This window comes from Anaeromassilibacillus sp. 1001302B_160321_C8, assembly GCF_015554745.1.
Lineage (GTDB): Bacteria > Bacillota > Clostridia > Oscillospirales > Acutalibacteraceae > Anaeromassilibacillus > Anaeromassilibacillus stercoravium.
The window spans coordinates 106,335-122,087 of sequence record NZ_JADNJD010000005.1 but is presented as its reverse complement, the minus strand read 5'-3'; the positions used below and the strand labels follow the sequence as shown (position 1 = coordinate 122,087).

General features: G+C 52.7%; 14 protein-coding genes and 1 CRISPR repeat array. Of the genes, 8 read left to right on the top strand and 6 right to left on the bottom strand.

Annotated features, from left to right (window positions below; all coding sequences use genetic code 11):
• Positions 1 to 257: 257 nt before the first annotated feature.
• The 5 genes from I2E77_RS05335 (at position 258) to I2E77_RS05315 (ending at position 7,887) form a co-directional block, all read left to right on the top strand.
• Positions 258 to 2,045: a hypothetical protein gene (locus I2E77_RS05335; RefSeq protein WP_195450754.1), complete on the top strand. Its 1,788-nt coding sequence runs from the start codon at positions 258 to 260 to the stop codon at positions 2,043 to 2,045.
• 106 nt (positions 2,046 to 2,151) lie between these two features.
• Positions 2,152 to 2,853, top strand: a complete 702-nt coding sequence (locus I2E77_RS05330) for a substrate-binding domain-containing protein (protein WP_195450769.1) — start codon at positions 2,152 to 2,154, stop codon at positions 2,851 to 2,853.
• Between the two features lie 113 nt (positions 2,854 to 2,966).
• Complete coding sequence (locus I2E77_RS05325) at positions 2,967 to 3,947, top strand: ROK family protein (RefSeq protein WP_195450753.1); 981 nt, start codon at positions 2,967 to 2,969, stop codon at positions 3,945 to 3,947.
• Positions 3,944 to 4,591 carry a D-sedoheptulose-7-phosphate isomerase gene (locus tag I2E77_RS05320; protein WP_195450752.1) on the top strand — a complete coding sequence of 216 codons (648 nt, stop codon included), beginning with the start codon at positions 3,944 to 3,946 and terminating at the stop codon, positions 4,589 to 4,591. The genes I2E77_RS05325 and I2E77_RS05320 overlap by 4 nt, the downstream gene beginning before the upstream one ends.
• A 212-nt stretch (positions 4,592 to 4,803) precedes the next feature.
• Positions 4,804 to 6,124: a CRISPR direct-repeat array (repeat unit 33 nt; unit sequence GTCGCCACCCGCGAGGGTGGTGTGGATTGAAAT).
• A 113-nt stretch (positions 6,125 to 6,237) separates the two neighbouring features.
• Positions 6,238 to 7,887 carry an FAD-dependent oxidoreductase gene (locus I2E77_RS05315; protein WP_087234293.1) on the top strand — a complete coding sequence of 550 codons (1,650 nt, stop codon included), beginning with the start codon at positions 6,238 to 6,240 and terminating at the stop codon, positions 7,885 to 7,887.
• 204 nt (positions 7,888 to 8,091) lie between these two features.
• On the opposite strand, the gene I2E77_RS05310 is transcribed toward I2E77_RS05315, so the two are convergent.
• The 5 genes from I2E77_RS05310 to I2E77_RS05290 all read right to left on the bottom strand — a co-directional run bounded on the left by I2E77_RS05310 (position 8,092) and on the right by I2E77_RS05290 (position 11,177).
• Positions 8,092 to 8,889 carry a CPBP family glutamic-type intramembrane protease gene (locus tag I2E77_RS05310; protein ID WP_195450751.1) on the bottom strand — a complete coding sequence of 266 codons (798 nt, stop codon included), beginning with the start codon at positions 8,887 to 8,889 and terminating at the stop codon, positions 8,092 to 8,094.
• Positions 8,890 to 8,954: 65 nt separating this feature from the next.
• A complete protein-coding gene (locus tag I2E77_RS05305; RefSeq protein ID WP_087234297.1) occupies positions 8,955 to 9,284 on the bottom strand; it encodes a hypothetical protein in 330 nt (109 codons plus the stop codon).
• Between the two features lie 330 nt (positions 9,285 to 9,614).
• Complete coding sequence (locus I2E77_RS05300) at positions 9,615 to 10,181, bottom strand: VanZ family protein (RefSeq protein ID WP_191395912.1); 567 nt, start codon at positions 10,179 to 10,181, stop codon at positions 9,615 to 9,617.
• A gap of 133 nt (positions 10,182 to 10,314) precedes the next feature.
• Positions 10,315 to 10,830, bottom strand: a complete 516-nt coding sequence (locus I2E77_RS05295) for an HAAS signaling domain-containing protein (RefSeq protein ID WP_191395913.1) — start codon at positions 10,828 to 10,830, stop codon at positions 10,315 to 10,317.
• Positions 10,827 to 11,177, bottom strand: coding sequence for a PadR family transcriptional regulator (locus I2E77_RS05290; RefSeq protein ID WP_087234303.1), 351 nt, complete (start codon positions 11,175 to 11,177; stop codon positions 10,827 to 10,829). Before I2E77_RS05290 ends, I2E77_RS05295 begins: the two co-directional genes overlap by 4 nt.
• A 294-nt stretch (positions 11,178 to 11,471) precedes the next feature.
• Between I2E77_RS05290 and I2E77_RS05285 the strand changes: the two genes are divergently transcribed.
• The 3 genes from I2E77_RS05285 (at position 11,472) to I2E77_RS05275 (ending at position 14,301) form a co-directional block, all read left to right on the top strand.
• Positions 11,472 to 12,194, top strand: coding sequence for a 16S rRNA (uracil(1498)-N(3))-methyltransferase (locus I2E77_RS05285; protein ID WP_087234305.1), 723 nt, complete (start codon positions 11,472 to 11,474; stop codon positions 12,192 to 12,194).
• Positions 12,195 to 12,211: 17 nt separating this feature from the next.
• Positions 12,212 to 12,934: an elongation factor P 5-aminopentanone reductase gene (ymfI, locus tag I2E77_RS05280; RefSeq protein WP_195450750.1), complete on the top strand. Its 723-nt coding sequence runs from the start codon at positions 12,212 to 12,214 to the stop codon at positions 12,932 to 12,934.
• 254 nt (positions 12,935 to 13,188) lie between these two features.
• Positions 13,189 to 14,301, top strand: coding sequence for a DUF3298 and DUF4163 domain-containing protein (locus I2E77_RS05275; protein ID WP_191362957.1), 1,113 nt, complete (start codon positions 13,189 to 13,191; stop codon positions 14,299 to 14,301).
• Positions 14,302 to 14,355: 54 nt separating this feature from the next.
• On the opposite strand, the gene I2E77_RS05270 is transcribed toward I2E77_RS05275, so the two are convergent.
• A complete protein-coding gene (locus I2E77_RS05270; RefSeq protein WP_087234311.1) occupies positions 14,356 to 15,738 on the bottom strand; it encodes a glycine--tRNA ligase in 1,383 nt (460 codons plus the stop codon).
• Positions 15,739 to 15,753: the final 15 nt, after the last annotated feature.

The window sequence follows — 15,753 nt, the reverse complement described above, 5'->3', positions numbered from 1 at the left end:
TGTCCATTTGCTGTTTATAAGTGGATGATATGGGATATTTTATTAATTTTTATCTACTTCTTTCAAGTAAATTATCCATTTTCCCAAAGGAACCCCCCTGTATTCAAAAAATGTTCCCCTACTTTTTCCAAGGAGGTTGCTTGTATAATATTGATAAGAGGAATTTACCAATTCTTTCAAATGTGTACCGCTATCACGTGTTTTTTATCAAACTGCATAGATTTTTTGCGCGGCAACTTTTTGGAGGTGTAACTTTTATGAAAAAGAATCTTTTGATCGGCGGCTGCGCTGCATTGGTTTTGGTGGCGCTGTCCGCGTTTGGCCTGTGGCATACGCAGGGGGATGCATCCTATCATATGGACTCCGACCTTGCACAGTTCGGCGTTTCCTACACCGTGGAACCCACGGATATCGAGAGCAAGATTGTGAGTGTTTCCATAGAACTGACGCCGGACAAGCTTTCCCCCGACCGGATGTTTTATCTGGATATCGGCGAGGTGGAAGCGTCGGAGCCGGTTTGCACCGATGCGGACGGCACAGAAATCGCCCTGAACAATTTGGGAAGCGCCTGGGAGATCGGGCCTGTGTCGGAGGACTGCGAATCCGTCGTTTTCCAATACGACGTCAAGCTCGGGGAAAACGCCGGCGTGGATTTCCAGGTGGATGGCGACCTCTATGAGGATCTGTTGGCCTTCCAAGGGAAAAAGGTTCTGATGATGCCGCTGTTTGACTCCAACAACCTGACGCATATGGAAAAGTACATCAGCAGCGTTTCCTTCCAGCTTGCGGGGGGCTCCGACTGGAACGCCATCATCCCCTTTGCACCGGCGAACAGCTCGGAAAAATCCTTCCAGCTGGAACGCCCCACCTGGTACGACTATTACGACCTGATCAATTCCAGCTATTGCTTCGGCAGTTTTGAACCGCTAAACCTGTCCTCCGGCGGGGAAAACGCCGTATTCTACCTGGACAGCGCCATCCGGGAAAGCGCCGAGCTCAGCGACCTGAGTATGGTCATTTCCTTCTACAATTATTATACCGGCGTATTTGGCAGCAATCTGGACAAGCCGGTGGTCCTGCTCCGCACCAACGAGGACGGCGAGAGCATCATCCTCTCCGGCGTCGGCGGGCAAAGCGCGGCGATCTCCCTCTCGATGTACACGCCGGATGCATGCCAGACCATGTCCCGCACCCTATACCATGCCTTCTTCGACAGCAAGGTCCATGCGCGCAACCTGCATTACCAACCGAACGAATGGCTGTATCGCGGCCTGGGCGACCGGTATGTAAACGCCTCCGCAGAGGCGCTCCCCCAGGAGCTGAAGGACCTCTACGGCATCCAGGTGCAGGACGATCTCAATACCCGCTACATGAAATATCTGTTTATCTCCTTGAAAGACCCCGTCATGGCCTCCCTTTCCTCCGATATGGAGGGGTCCATGGCGGCCGGTCAGGAGGACTTCTATTTCAATGTGAAGGTTCCGCTGATTCTGGAGACCATCGAGAGCTTCACCAGCCAAAAGCAGGAAAACGCACTGCTCCACTACCTGATGGAGCAACCCCAGCGGCAGGATGTGAACATCTCCCGCCTGATGCAGGACCTGCTGGGCGACAACGAGGAGATGGTGCGCGCCTACTTCTCCGGGACCTCCTTTATCCCCAATTACTGGAACCTATCCGCACAGAACTGGAGCGCAGAAGACACGGTCAACCTTCTGGCCGGCTATGAAGATACCCTCTCCACCCTGTTCGATCAGCAGTATGTCCTTTACCCCTATGACCCGGTGTTCCTCATCAAGACCGACCGGTTGAACCAGGAGATCGAAGAGCGCGATCTGTCGTTCGCCACGCCGGAAGTGGAGCAGCTGGTCAAGGATTACTCCGAAACCCTGTACCTGCTCCTGATGCAGAACGCCCTGCGCGCCGACCTCTGCGGCATCGACGACCCGGGCGCGGCAGGCGTGAAAACCGAACTCAATTCCCAGGAAAACGGCCAGATCTGGGCTGATTATGTAGCCTCCGTCGGCATGGAGGAATTGGTTTGAGCTGACAAAACATCGCCATCCGATGTTTGCAGATAGTTACAAATGAAGCCCTCAAGTTTCCCCTTGGGGCACAATAACATGAAACGGAAAGGAGCGTGCATAACCTATCGGGAATGTATCCAGCATCTTTAAATACTATGCCGTTGCAGGCGGCGCTGAGGCCATCCTGCTGGCGGCAAACGGACCGGACGCGGTGACCGCCGCTCTGGAAGAAGCAGACGCCGCTGGCGTGAAGATCGTCTATGTTGACTCCGCGGCAGATTTCCCGGGTGTCCAGACCCTCGCAACCGACAACAAGGCCGCTGGCACCATCGCAGGCGAAGAAATGATTAAGGCTCTTGAGGCCAATGGCATCACCGAAGGCAAAATCGGCATTGTCAATGTAAACGCAGCAACCGCTTCCACTGTTGCGCGTGAAGAAGGCTTCCGCGCAGCATTCGAAGGCACGAATTTTGAACTCCTCGAAACCCAGTACGGCGACGGCGACGCGGCGAAGTCCAAGGATATCGCTGCAAACTACATCACGCAGGGCTGCGTGGGTATCTTCGGCGCGAACGAAGGCTCCACCGTCGGCACCGGAAATGCCATTCAGGAAGCTGGCCAGACCGTTATCGGCGTTGGCTTCGACAAGTCTGACACAATCCTCAACCTCATCAAGAACGGTTACATCCTCTGCACCATGGCGCAGAACCCGGACGTGATGGGCTATGAAGGCATCCAGAGCGCTGTTAAGGCACTGAAGGGCGAGGATGTCGGCGAAGAGTTCATCGACACCGGCGTTTCCGTCATCAACAAAGACACCCTTTAATTCTCTTCTTTACCCTATATATCTTCTTCTCTAATCCTCTTTTAACTTTCTTTAGAAGGCGGCTTCCGCAGGCGGAGGCCGCCTTTTGTTCCAATCCAAACAGGAGGGATGTTATGTTTGCCATTGGTGTGGATATCGGCGGCACGAAATGTGCCGTATGTCTCGGCCGGCCGTCGGAAAACCATGTAGAAATTGTCCACAAATGCCCCCCACATGCGACTGCCTCTGTCTCCCCACAGGAGATGGTTCGCCTATTAGCCGCAGATGTCCGTACATGCATCGCCCTTTCCCCGGAACGGCCAGTTGGGATCGGCATCAGCTGCGGCGGCCCGTTGGATAGCCGTACGGGACGCATCCTCTCCCCACCCAATCTGCCGGGCTGGGACGACCTGCCCATTGTGGACGAGCTCCAAGGGCGCACCGGGCTCCCCGCCTGGCTTTGCAACGACGCCAACGCCTGTGCGCTGGCGGAATGGCGATTCGGCGCTGGGCGCGGCTGCTCCAATCTGTTGTTCCTCACGTTTGGAACCGGCCTCGGCGCGGGATTGATCCTCAACGGGCGCCTCTATACGGGGGCTTGCGACATGGCGGGAGAACTCGGCCACATCCGCCTTGCGCAGTATGGCCCCGTCGGATACGGAAAAACGGGTTCCTTCGAGGGATTTTGCAGCGGCGGCGGGATCGCACAGTTGGCACGGTTGTTTGTAATGCAGGAGCTACAGCAGGGGAAAAAGCCTGCCTTGTGCCCAAGTATGGACCAATTGGGTTCCATCACGGCTGCGGACGTGGGCCGGGCTGCACAGGTTGGCGACCCGCTTGCCGTGTCCATCCTTCAGGCTGCCGGCGAGCAGCTCGGGAAGGGGCTTTCCATGGTGATCGATTTGCTAAACCCGGAACGCATTGTGATCGGAAGCATCTTCGCCCGCTGCCGGGAACAGCTTTGGCCCGCCGCTGCGCGTGTGATTGCAGCTGAGACGCTCCCCGCTGCGCGCGCCGCCTGTACGGTGGTCCCCTGCGCGCTTTCGGAATCGGTGGGGGATATTGCCGCGCTGACCGTCGCCCTCTATTACCAAGAAAAGGAGAACCGTCTATGAATACACGCACGCAACAAATCACCCAAGAATTCTATTCGCTTCATCCCGACTTGAGCTTCTTGCAGGAAGAACTTCTGAAAACCTTCCAACTGCTCTCCGACACGTTTCGTGCAGGCGGGAAATTGCTGATCTGCGGAAACGGCGGCAGCAGCGCCGACAGTGAACATATTGTTGGAGAGCTAATGAAGGGATTCCTGCTCAAGCGCCCGCTTTCGATTGGGAAAAAGGCGGCCTTTTCCGAATTATTTGGAGCGGAAGGTGCAGCGATCGCAGATGCTTTACAAGGGGCGCTCCCTACCATTTCCCTTTCAACGCATACCGCATTAAACACCGCTTTTGCGAATGATGTAGAGCCCAGCTTGATCTTTGCACAGCAGGTACTGGGGTATGCGCAGTGTGGGGACGTTCTCTTGGGAATCAGCACATCGGGCAATTCCAAAAACGTGTGCGCTGCCGCAATGACGGCCCGTGTCTGCGGGGCAAAAGTGATCGCCTTGACCGGCCAAGGCGGCGGCCAACTGGCCAAGCTGGCGGACCGGGCACTTATGGCGCCGGACACACGTACATTCCGTGTCCAAGAATATCACCTTGCCATCTACCACTACCTTTGCGCCGCGATCGAATCCGAACTCTTCGAACAGTGAGGAATCCGATTCAGGAATGTTCATAGAAAAGGGAATGTAGGTGCGAACCAGAAGCGCACAGAAATTTGCTGGCCGGTTCGCACCTATTTATGTCCAATCAACACACAAATTCTTCTTAAAATACCCGTACAGGCTGAACGAATCTTGTGTTTTATTGGATATTATGCTTTAATAGGAATAGAAAATGGATGAATTTCTCGTCCATTTTTGCTGTCGCCACCCGCGAGGGTGGTGTGGATTGAAATCGTCTAGCGGATGGACAGAATCTCCTACAGACGCGTCGCCACCCGCGAGGGTGGTGTGGATTGAAATTTAACACGCACGCACCCGAATTTAAGACAGTGACAGTCGCCACCCGCGAGGGTGGTGTGGATTGAAATCGAGGGGGTAGGGGATTGTGAAAAAGTTTCGGTGTCGCCACCCGCGAGGGTGGTGTGGATTGAAATTTGTCCTTGCTCACCACCATCTGCCAATGCTCCGGCGTCGCCACCCGCGAGGGTGGTGTGGATTGAAATCCGTCTCCGATTGTAACATATATAGAAGCACTTGAGTCGCCACCCGCGAGGGTGGTGTGGATTGAAATCACGCTTTTGATAGATTTATCGGTCGGCGACGACAGGTCGCCACCCGCGAGGGTGGTGTGGATTGAAATCTTCCAGGGTGCTTTCCAAGCCGCTGTACGTTTGTCGCCACCCGCGAGGGTGGTGTGGATTGAAATCAGATGAAGCTGACGGATGCACAATTTCTGGAAAACTGTCGCCACCCGCGAGGGTGGTGTGGATTGAAATTTTTCTCTCCCTGTGATTATATTATATAACTATAGTCGCCACCCGCGAGGGTGGTGTGGATTGAAATCCCAATCCACGGGATTCTATTTTTTCTACAGAATAAAGTCGCCACCCGCGAGGGTGGTGTGGATTGAAATTACGTCGGCGTTGGGGCACTCCCCAGTATTGGGGTCGCCACCCGCGAGGGTGGTGTGGATTGAAATTACAGAATAAAGATTTACCGTTGTAAGAACCTTGGTCGCCACCCGCGAGGGTGGTGTGGATTGAAATGGGATGGCGACTATGATTATATCTTAGCTTATTCGTCGCCACCCGCGAGGGTGGTGTGGATTGAAATAGGGCAACTGGCGATCTGCAGAAAGTCCAAAAGGGTCGCCACCCGCGAGGGTGGTGTGGATTGAAATTCCCGCCGCCGCCGCAGCGGTTTAACCCTTGACGGTCGCCACCCGCGAGGGTGGTGTGGATTGAAATTCCTGCTGGCCGCTATGGTGCGGCAGTTTGCATGTAGTCGCCACCCGCGAGGGTGGTGTGGATTGAAATCTTGATAAAGTGGTCGAGTCGATTCGGAAGCATAAGGTCGCCACCCGCGAGGGTGGTGTGGATTGAAATCAATTCCTTTTCGATCTGCTTCGCCGTCATGCCCGTCGCCACCCGCGAGGGTGGTGTGGGTTGAAATTGGATGCCGCTGCTGATTTCAACAAGGCGAAAGGATGTCGCCACCCGCGAGGGTGGTGTGGGTTGAAATTGGCAATGGCTTTTCTTTGTTCAGTCAGCCGTCTACTGTAACTTAGTCACATCCTTTTCGCAACTTTTGGTATTAAAATAGAGATATCATTACGAGCAGCAGGAGGTTTTAAAATGAAGATTTGTATTGTAGGCGGTGTGGCCGGCGGTGCAAGCGCCGCGACGCGTTTACGAAGACTAAGCGAAGATGCCGACATCGTGTTGTTCGAAAAGGGAGATTATATTTCCTACGCAAACTGTGGGCTTCCCTATTATATTGGCGGCGCCATCCAAGAAAAGGATGCCCTTCTGGTTACAAAACCGGATCTGCTCCGCAACCGCTTCCGCATAGACGTCCGGACCGAAAATGAAGTGCTTGCGATCCATCGTGCAGAGAAAGAGCTGCAAGTCAAAAATTTGCGGACCGGAGAGGTCTATACCGAATCTTATGATAAGTTGATCCTCTCCCCAGGGGCCGAACCGAAACGTCCGCCTTTGCCGGGGATCGATCTCGACGGTGTCTTTACCCTGCGCACCGTAACTGATATGGAACGGATCGATGCCTATCTAAAAGGCCGCTCCGCTTCACGCGCCGTTGTGGTCGGAGGGGGATTCATCGGTGTGGAGATGGCGGAAAACCTTCAGAGGCGCGGTCTGGATGTGACCATCGTTGAATTTGCAGACCAAGTGGTGGCCTCCCTCGATCCGGAAATGGCACAAATATTACATAGGCATTTGACAGAGCATGGCGTCTCTTTGCGGCTGAAAACTGGCCTGGCAGGAATCGCACAGGTGGATACCGGCCTGCAGGTGGAGTTATCGAACGGAAGCGCGATCGAAAGCGACCTCGTGCTTCTCTCGATCGGGGTTTCTCCGGAAAACAAGCTGGCAAAAGAGGCCGGATTGCATCTCGGCGTGGGCAACAGCATCGCTGTAAGCGCTTCCTACCAGACGTCCGACCCGGACATTTATGCAGTTGGGGACGCCATCGGCGTGACGCATCTGGTCAGCGGAAAGGAAACGCTGGTTCCGCTGGCAGGTCCGGCCAACAAACAGGGGCGGCTCGCTGCAGAAAATGCGTTGGGCGGCCATCAAGCTGCACAGCCGGTGCAGGGAAGCTCGGTGTTGAAAGCGTTTGATTTGACGGCTGCCTCGACAGGTCTAAACGAAAAGCAGGCCAAGGCGCTGGGCCTTCCCTATCGCAAGACCTATATCCATCCGCAGTCCCACGCTTCATACTATCCCGGCGCAACACCAATCTCTATGAAGATGTTGTTTGACGGCAACGGTGCCATTCTCGGTGCGCAGGCGATAGGATACGAGGGCGTAGAAAAGCGGATCGATGTGCTGGCAACCGCTATACGTCTCCATGGGACTGTCTACGACCTGGAAGAATTGGAGCTCTGCTATGCACCGCCGTTTTCTTCCGCCAAGGACCCGGTCAATATGCTGGGTTTTACCGCGGCTAATATCCTCAAGGGCGATATGCCCGTCTATTATGCGGAGGATATCCCGGGCCTCTCTCCCGAAGGCACCACTCGCCTGGATGTGAGCACCCCGGCGGAATTCGGTATGAGCACCATCCCCGGTTATCAAAACATCCCGCTGGACGAACTGCGCGGCCGCCTATCGGAACTGGATCCGAATAAGCCGGTCTATGTTACGTGCCGTGTGGGGCTTCGCGGCTACCTTGCTACGCGTATCCTAAAGCAACACGGCTTTGACGCCTATAATCTCAGCGGCGGCATGAAGACCTACCAGTTGGTCCGCGAAACGGAATCTTAAAGCTGAAATGGACTGAAAACACTTGGCGCTATACGAAAGGCCTCAAAAGAGTCCCTTGTTTTTCTCCTCTGTAAGCGGCTCTGACATTTTAAATTTATAGACAGACAAAAGGAAAAGGGCTGCATCGTTCGATGATGCAGCCCTTTTAGAATTTTTCCGCAAAAGCGGTTACCCGTGCGGGACGAACCGCTTAAAAGATAAAGATTATCCATCTTTCGTTTTAGATTTACGATGCATCGTAACAATTGCGATCGAAAAAAGAATCATTGCAATATTTGCAACAATTGTCCCCGCCCATGTCATCCTGGAAACAAACAAGGAGGACATGGCATTGAACATGGTATGAAATAGCACATACATAAACACATACCCTTTTCCTGCTATTTTATAGATTGCCCCTCTAAAAAAACTTAATGACATAACCTGTATATTGAACATCCAAAAGTCAATCAGCCCGTCACAGTGATTTGTTCCAGGAATAAAAAAGAGGGGGATATGCCAAAAAATCCAAATAACCCCAACGAAAATGGAGGAAACAAGGAACCCATATCTTTTATCCAGTCCGGGCTGCAATACATACATCCAGCCAGTTTCTTCCAGGCCGCCGATAAAGAAATTCCCAGGCAAAGAAAGGAAAAACATATAAAACGGAAGCATCTTATCTGTGCCTGCTGCTACTGCCATATGTATACCAAAATACAGTGCAACGCCTGCAACTACAACCAGATAGACAAAAACATTCGTTTTCCAATAAAAGACCGTTTTTATCCATTCCCGCAAACTTGCTACTTCGCCATTCTTTCTTAAAACGACAAATGAAGCAATCGCGGGAGACAAAATATAAATAGCAAAGGGGATATTCATTGCAAATTGTTGTAATGAGCCAACCAAGCCGTAAACTCTATATCCGAATTGGCCAAGCACAATCAACACGCTTGACACACCATAGGCAATACAAAAGGTCAAGGCAGTAAACGGTACGATCACTTTTTTGTCTGACACTTCCTATGCCACCTCACAAATCCATGCATTTGAGGAATAAATTTCTCGTTCAACCGCTTTTTGTTTTACGATTCATCGAGCGCATTCCTGATGGCGATATTCACGAGTTTGTAGATGCTCACGCCGTATTTCGCTTTCAGTTCCTCAAGCCCGGCGAGATTGCTCTCACGAATCAGAAGCGTATGCGTCACAGAAAAATCGTTGTCTGCCTTTTTATAGAGGGAAATCTTTTCGCTTTCGATCAAGTGCTCTAAAGAAGCATTTACTAAGTCGGTAATGGTGGCATCGTATACAGTGGAGAGTTGTTCCAAGCGTACATAGAGGCTGTCGTCTATTTCATAATTCCGCCGGTACTTCTTTTCGCGCTTATGAAACTTCTCGTCAAAATATCCCATATTTCCACTCTTTCATTGCTCAATACTCTTGTATCTAATTTTATAAGTATATAAAGCGTGGTTTAAGTGTATATAAAAACATATTAATATGGTATAATAGTCTTAATAAAAGATGTAAAAATATGTATAAGAAGTCTAGATGTCCGGAGCATTCGCAGGACTCCGCAAGCGGGAAATCGATTGTTTTCTTATTTCATTGTGCCTTTTCCACGTCCCTAACGGAGGATTCCATCATAAACAAAGGAAAAGGACCTGTTCAAAATGAACAGGTCCTTTTCCTTTCCCATCGAGCTGGTTCTCAACAAGCCTAGTTCCATCAAATCATTTGATTTATTTTCTAAGGGATGCAGGCAACTGAGCCCCCAACATATTTTGCCACCACTTTCTGGATTGCAGCGCTTTGTTCAGCAGGGCAAACAGGCCGTACCCCATGACAGCACCCAGCACGTTCATGATCACATCGTCGATGTCCGCGGAACGTCCGGTGAAATATTGCAGCACCTCGATCAACACCGTGATGCCGAGAGCCGCCAGAAGCGTTTTCCAACAGGCGCGCAAACGCGGAAAGACCATCGGCAACAGCAGGCCAAATGGGACGAACATCAGGATATTCAGCACCAACTGGCTGGCCATCCGTTCCATGCCCATCTCATAGGGATGGCGCAGCCATTCAAAGGGCGCCAGGTTTAAGAAATAATAGGGCGGCATGAAATTGATTCCACCGATCAGCAGGGTTGCGTCAAACACTAGAATGGAAAAACAAATCAGTGCATACACCGTCAGGTGGCGCAGGGCGGAAAGATGGAGTTTTCTCTTCCACAGGAAGAAGGGGAAATACAACAGGGCTCCCAACACCAGCGAAAAGGGAATGCCCGTGATCAGCACGCCAAGAAACATTGGGAATCTCCTCCTTTATATGTAATATCTGTATTATTTTAAATAGTACAGTTAAGAGTATTACATATTTCTCGCACCCTGTCAAGTGGTAAATCCATGCAAAAACAAGCGGCAGGATTCCTGCCGCTTGTTTTTACGATATGGAAGATTTCCTCTTTCTTCGATGCCAAAGATAAGCCCCCACAAAAAGTGCACACAGCAGAAGCGGAAGCAATATCCCGATCCACTGGATGGAACCTATGGCCAAACTCCCTGTGACAAAAACCGCGGTCGGCCCATCCGCCCCTCCGATGATAGCGACATCCTCTGGGAATGCTGGTCCGCCTGCAAAAAGTGCCGATAAAACGGCTGGAAGCAACACTTCGCCCAAAACCTTCAAGAGGGCAATTGCACCAAACAAAATCCCCGCGATCAGAAGGAACCAATCCAACGGCGTCCTTTGGGGAAGCAATTGACCGGCAAAATTCTCGTGGAACTCCGCGGCTACTTTGTCCGGAGTCCCCATATCTTTTATAATCTGCTCCTGCGTTTCACCCGCCTCCATACGCGCTGTAAAATCGCTCAGCAAATCGTTTTTGATCCGTTTTTTAATTTTGCGCGGCAGCCGCAAGTTTCGCATCACCGCGCGGATATAAGCTTCCTTTGTCATGTTTTCCCATCCTCCCCTTGTAAAAAATGGTTGGCTACCCTGTCAAATTTGCGCCAAAGCTCCAGCAGCTCTACAAGGGCCTCCTCCCCTTTCGGCGTACAGCGGTAATATTTTTTTGCAACGCTCTTGTCTTCGGGGATACTCCACTCCGAGACAACCAGGCCGTCGTCCTCCAGGCGGTATAAAATCGGGTATAGGGTCCCTTCCTTAATACGGAATAGGCCCCCGCTTTCCTGGTCAAGACGCTGCAAAAGCTGGTAGCCATAGGCGCGCCCCTGGCTCAAAAGCTTGAGGACAACGATTTCCAGCACGCCGCGTTTGAGCTGCCGTTCATACCTTGTATCCATGTCCCTTCTCCTATTTAAATTACTTAGTATTACTAAATATTATTATATATAAAATTCCGGATTTGTCAAGCCATTCTTTAAGAATCCCCCATCTGTACGTTGCTACCCGTTTACCGAATGTTCTATAACCTGCTGTGTGCGTTTAGAGGGGCGAACATCACATATGCCACTTTCCAACAATACGCCATCTTACCGTTACTAAGCGCAAATGGTCTATGATTTTTATGGCGGTAAACGACCTAGCAACCTCCTGATATGGTATAATAAAGCAATCAAACCATTGAGGTGACCATGATGCCAAGATTTTTTATCGATTATATTCCAGAGGAGCGCGCCATTCTGACCGGGCCCGACGCCCATCACATCGCCAAATCCCTGCGGATGCGGCCGGGCGAACCGCTCATCCTCTGCGACAGCATCGGCACGGATTACAACTGCGAAATCGAGCAGATCGACGGGGAAACCGTGACCGTAAAAGTGCTGAATTTCTGCCGGAGTGTCAGCGAACCCTCTGTCTTTGTCACGCTTTATCAGGCTTTTCCCAAAGCGGATAAAATGGATGCGGTCGTCCAGAAGTCCGTCGAATTGGGGGTATCGCGCATCGTCCCCATGCTGTCGGAGCGCTGCGTCTCCCGGCCGGACGAGAAGGCCGTCAAAAAGAAAGCCGACCGCTGGCAAAAGATCGCCGAGGAAGCGGCCAAGCAAAGCGGGCGCGGCGTGATTCCGCAGGTCTCCCCGTCCCTGCCCTTCCGCGCCGCCATCCAAGAAGCCGAAAAAGCGGGGGAAATCCTATTCTTTTATGAGGGGGGCGGCGAGCATATCTCTGCACTTGTTGGGCCGAAGACGCAGAAGCTCTCCCTCTTCATCGGCCCGGAGGGCGGATTTGCTGAGGCAGAGGTCCGTTTTGCCCAGGAGCACGGCGCAAAAATCGCAACGCTTGGCCCCCGCATTTTGCGCACGGAAACCGCCCCCATCGCAGCGTTGGCGGCGATCATGCTCGCCACGGATAATCTATAAGGAAAGGGGCACATACTATGAGGACAGCTCTTGTGACCGGCGCTTCGCGCGGGATCGGTGCAGCCATTGCGCTCGGGTTGGCTGCGGACGGCTACCGCATTGCCGTCAACTATCATAGCCGCGAGTCCGATGCCAAGGCGCTTTGCCGGGAATTGCAGCAAATTACCGGCCTTCCGCACATCCTTGTGCGCGCGGACGTCTCGGACCGCTCCCAGGTAGAATCCATGTTCCACACCATTGGTGAAGTGGATGTGCTTGTCAATAACGCAGGGATTGCACAGCAAAAGCTGTTCACCGACCTGACGGAGGCGGATTGGGACCGCATGTTTGATGTGGATGTCAAAGGCGTTTTCCATTGCTGCCAGTTGGCGCTCCCACATATGATCCATCAGAAGAGCGGGGCGATTGTGAATATCTCTTCGATGTGGGGGCAGGTGGGCGCATCCTGCGAAGTACATTATTCCGCCGCCAAAGCTGCTGTGATCGGCTTCACGAAGGCCCTTGCAAAGGAACTGGGGCCGTCCCACATCCGGGTCAATTGTATCGCTCCGGGCGTGATCGACACGGAGATGAACGCCCTGTTGGGCGCAGAGACCCTGGAAGCCCTACGGGAGGAAACGCCTCTGGAACTGCTCGGTTCCCCGACCCACATTGCGGACGCCGTCCGGTTTCTCGTCTCCGACCGCGCATCATTCATCACTGGCCAGGTCCTGGGCGTGAACGGTGGCATGGTTATTTAAAAGGAAAAGCGGCGTAGACGTATCAATAAAATGCATCAGCCTCTTTGAAAACGTCTCCGGACTGCTTTGCGCTCGAAAGCGTCCCTGAAAATATGCATATTTGTTATAGGCTTTTTCAAAGACATTACGGATTGAAACCCCAGCTTACAATTGTGTCATTTCTATTGCGATTTTTTGAAAATTCCTTATAATGAATGCAGACAACTTCTTTGAAACGATATGCATTTTTTCAAGAAACAAAAGGGAGAATTCCTATGAAATATATGTTGATACGCGTATGCGCAATGATGTTAGCGGTATGCCTCTGTTTGTCCACAGGCGGATGCACCAATCAGGAGGCTCCTTCTTCTGGTACCATCTCCTCTTCCCAGAGCTCCTCCTCCAATTCAGGCTCCCAACCTGATCTCGTTGGGTCTTCGCAGGCACCGCTTCCGGAGGCGCAACCGACAATATCCGCGCCAACGATCTCCATTGAGAACCAAACCGAGGGGAACATCCAGCGGAAAATCGTCACACCGCACTTCTCCGGATTTCCCGGTGCGGACGAGCTCAACGCAAAAATTGTGGCGGAGCAACAGGATGCCATGGCAGACCTGCAGGAAACCGCAGCGGGAAACGGCAGCGCGGGACAGGCGTCCACACTGTTCTACCAGAGTGTATTCGACTACCAGGACAGCGGGCTGCTATCGGTCTGGCTGACCAATGAAACCTACACCGGCGGCGCGCATGGGATGAGCTGGGTTAGTTCTTATAATGTAAACCCGGAGACCGGCGAATTCTACGAGTTCCGCGATCTCTTCCGGAATCCGGAAGAAGCGATCCCGGAAATCACGGATAAAATCCTTTCCCATTTGAAGAACATCTTAACGGATGAATCGCTCTATGAAACCGCATCAGAGGCCGTGCGGGCGTTGGATGGCAATTATTCGTACTACCTCGACGGCGAAAATCTGGTCGTCTATTTTCAGCCATACGACGTGGCCCCCTATGCCCTTGGGATCGTCCGTGTGCCGGTTGCCCTCTCTTCCCTGCCCGATATGACGGTGGCCCTCCGTGCGGCATCGGCGCGCAGGACTATCCGGGTAAATGGGCGGGACACCAGCTTGAACCGCAACATGATGATGGGTTCCGGAGGCGATACAGCAGTGCTCCTTCCCGTCCCAGAAACGGCGCGCCTCTGTGGGCTCCAAGCCACGGTAAAAAACCAAGCCTGCCAGATTGGTGGAAAGGAATACCCGGTCACCTACGCCAACGGGGGCGCTTTTATGACCTTATCGGATTTTCTCGCCATCGCGCCGGACGATTCCAACCATCTGGTTGCCTACGGATCGGACGACGTCCTGCGCATTTATACAGCCGAAACGTAACGTTTCTATAAAAGAAGAGGCCGGAACCGCATGGGTTCCGGCCTCTTCCGATTTTTAGAATTGGATCTTTTTCAAAATGTAATGCACCAGGTCGTCGATCTTCACACGCTCCTGCTCCATGCTGTCGCGGTCACGGACAGTAACGCAGCCGTCCGTCTCGCTGTCAAAGTCATAGGTGATGCAGTACGGCGTGCCGATCTCATCCTGCCGGCGATACCGCTTGCCAATGGAACCGGCGTCGTCGTAATCCACCATAAAGTGCTTGGTCAGGCGGTTGTAGACCTCCTGCGCCTTATCGTTCAGCTTTTTGGAGAGGGGCAACACAGCAGCCTTGAACGGCGCGAGCGCCGGATGCAGGTGCATGACCACGCGGGTGTCCTTCTTTTCTGCATCGACCACCTCTTCGTCGTATGCGTCGCAGAGGAAGGCCAAAGTCACACGGTCCGCGCCGAGGGACGGCTCCACCACATAGGGGATGTAGCGCTCGTTGGCCTCCTGGTCGAAATATTCCAGGCTCTTGCCGGAGTGCTCCTGATGCTGCTTGAGGTCGTAGTCCGTGCGGTCTGCAATGCCCCAGAGCTCGCCCCAGCCGAACGGGAACAGGTACTCGATGTCCGTGGTGGCTTTGGAATAGAAGGAAAGCTCCTCTTTGGCGTGGTCGCGCAGGCGCATGTTCTCCTCCGTCATGCCGAGGGACAACAGCCAGTCGCGGCAGAAGCCGCGCCAGTATTCGAACCATTCCAGATCGGTGCCCGGCTTGCAGAAGAATTCGCATTCCATCTGCTCAAATTCACGGATACGGAAGATAAAGTTGCCCGGCGTGATCTCATTGCGGAAGCTCTTTCCCACCTGGCATACGCCGAAGGGGACCTTTTTGCGCGTGGTGCGCTGGATGTTGTTGAAGTTTACGAAGATGCCCTGGGCGGTTTCCGGGCGGAGGTAGAGTTCATTTTTTGCATCCTCCGTCACACCCTGGAACGTCTTAAACATCAGGTTGAACTGACGGATGTCCGTAAAGTTAGAGGAACCGCAGTTCGGGCATTTGATGTCGTGCTCTTTGATGAAATCCATCATCTGCTGGTTGCTCCAGCCGTCCGCCGGCTCCCCGGTGAAATCCTCGATCAATTTATCGGCACGATGGCGCGTTTTGCAATCGCGGCAGTCCATCAGCGGGTCGGAGAAGCCGCCCACATGGCCGGAAGCCACCCAGACCTCCGGGTTCATCAGGATTGCGGCGTCCAAACCGACGTTGGTGGGGCTTTCCTGGACGAACTTCTTCCACCAAGCCCTTTTCACATTGTTCTTAAACTCCACACCGAGCGGGCCGTAATCCCAGGAATTGGATAGGCCACCGTAGATTTCAGAACCCGGGTAGACAAAGCCGCGGCTTTTGCAAAGCGCTACAATTTTTTCCATGGTCTTTTCCGTTGCTAACATGTAAAATCCTCCATT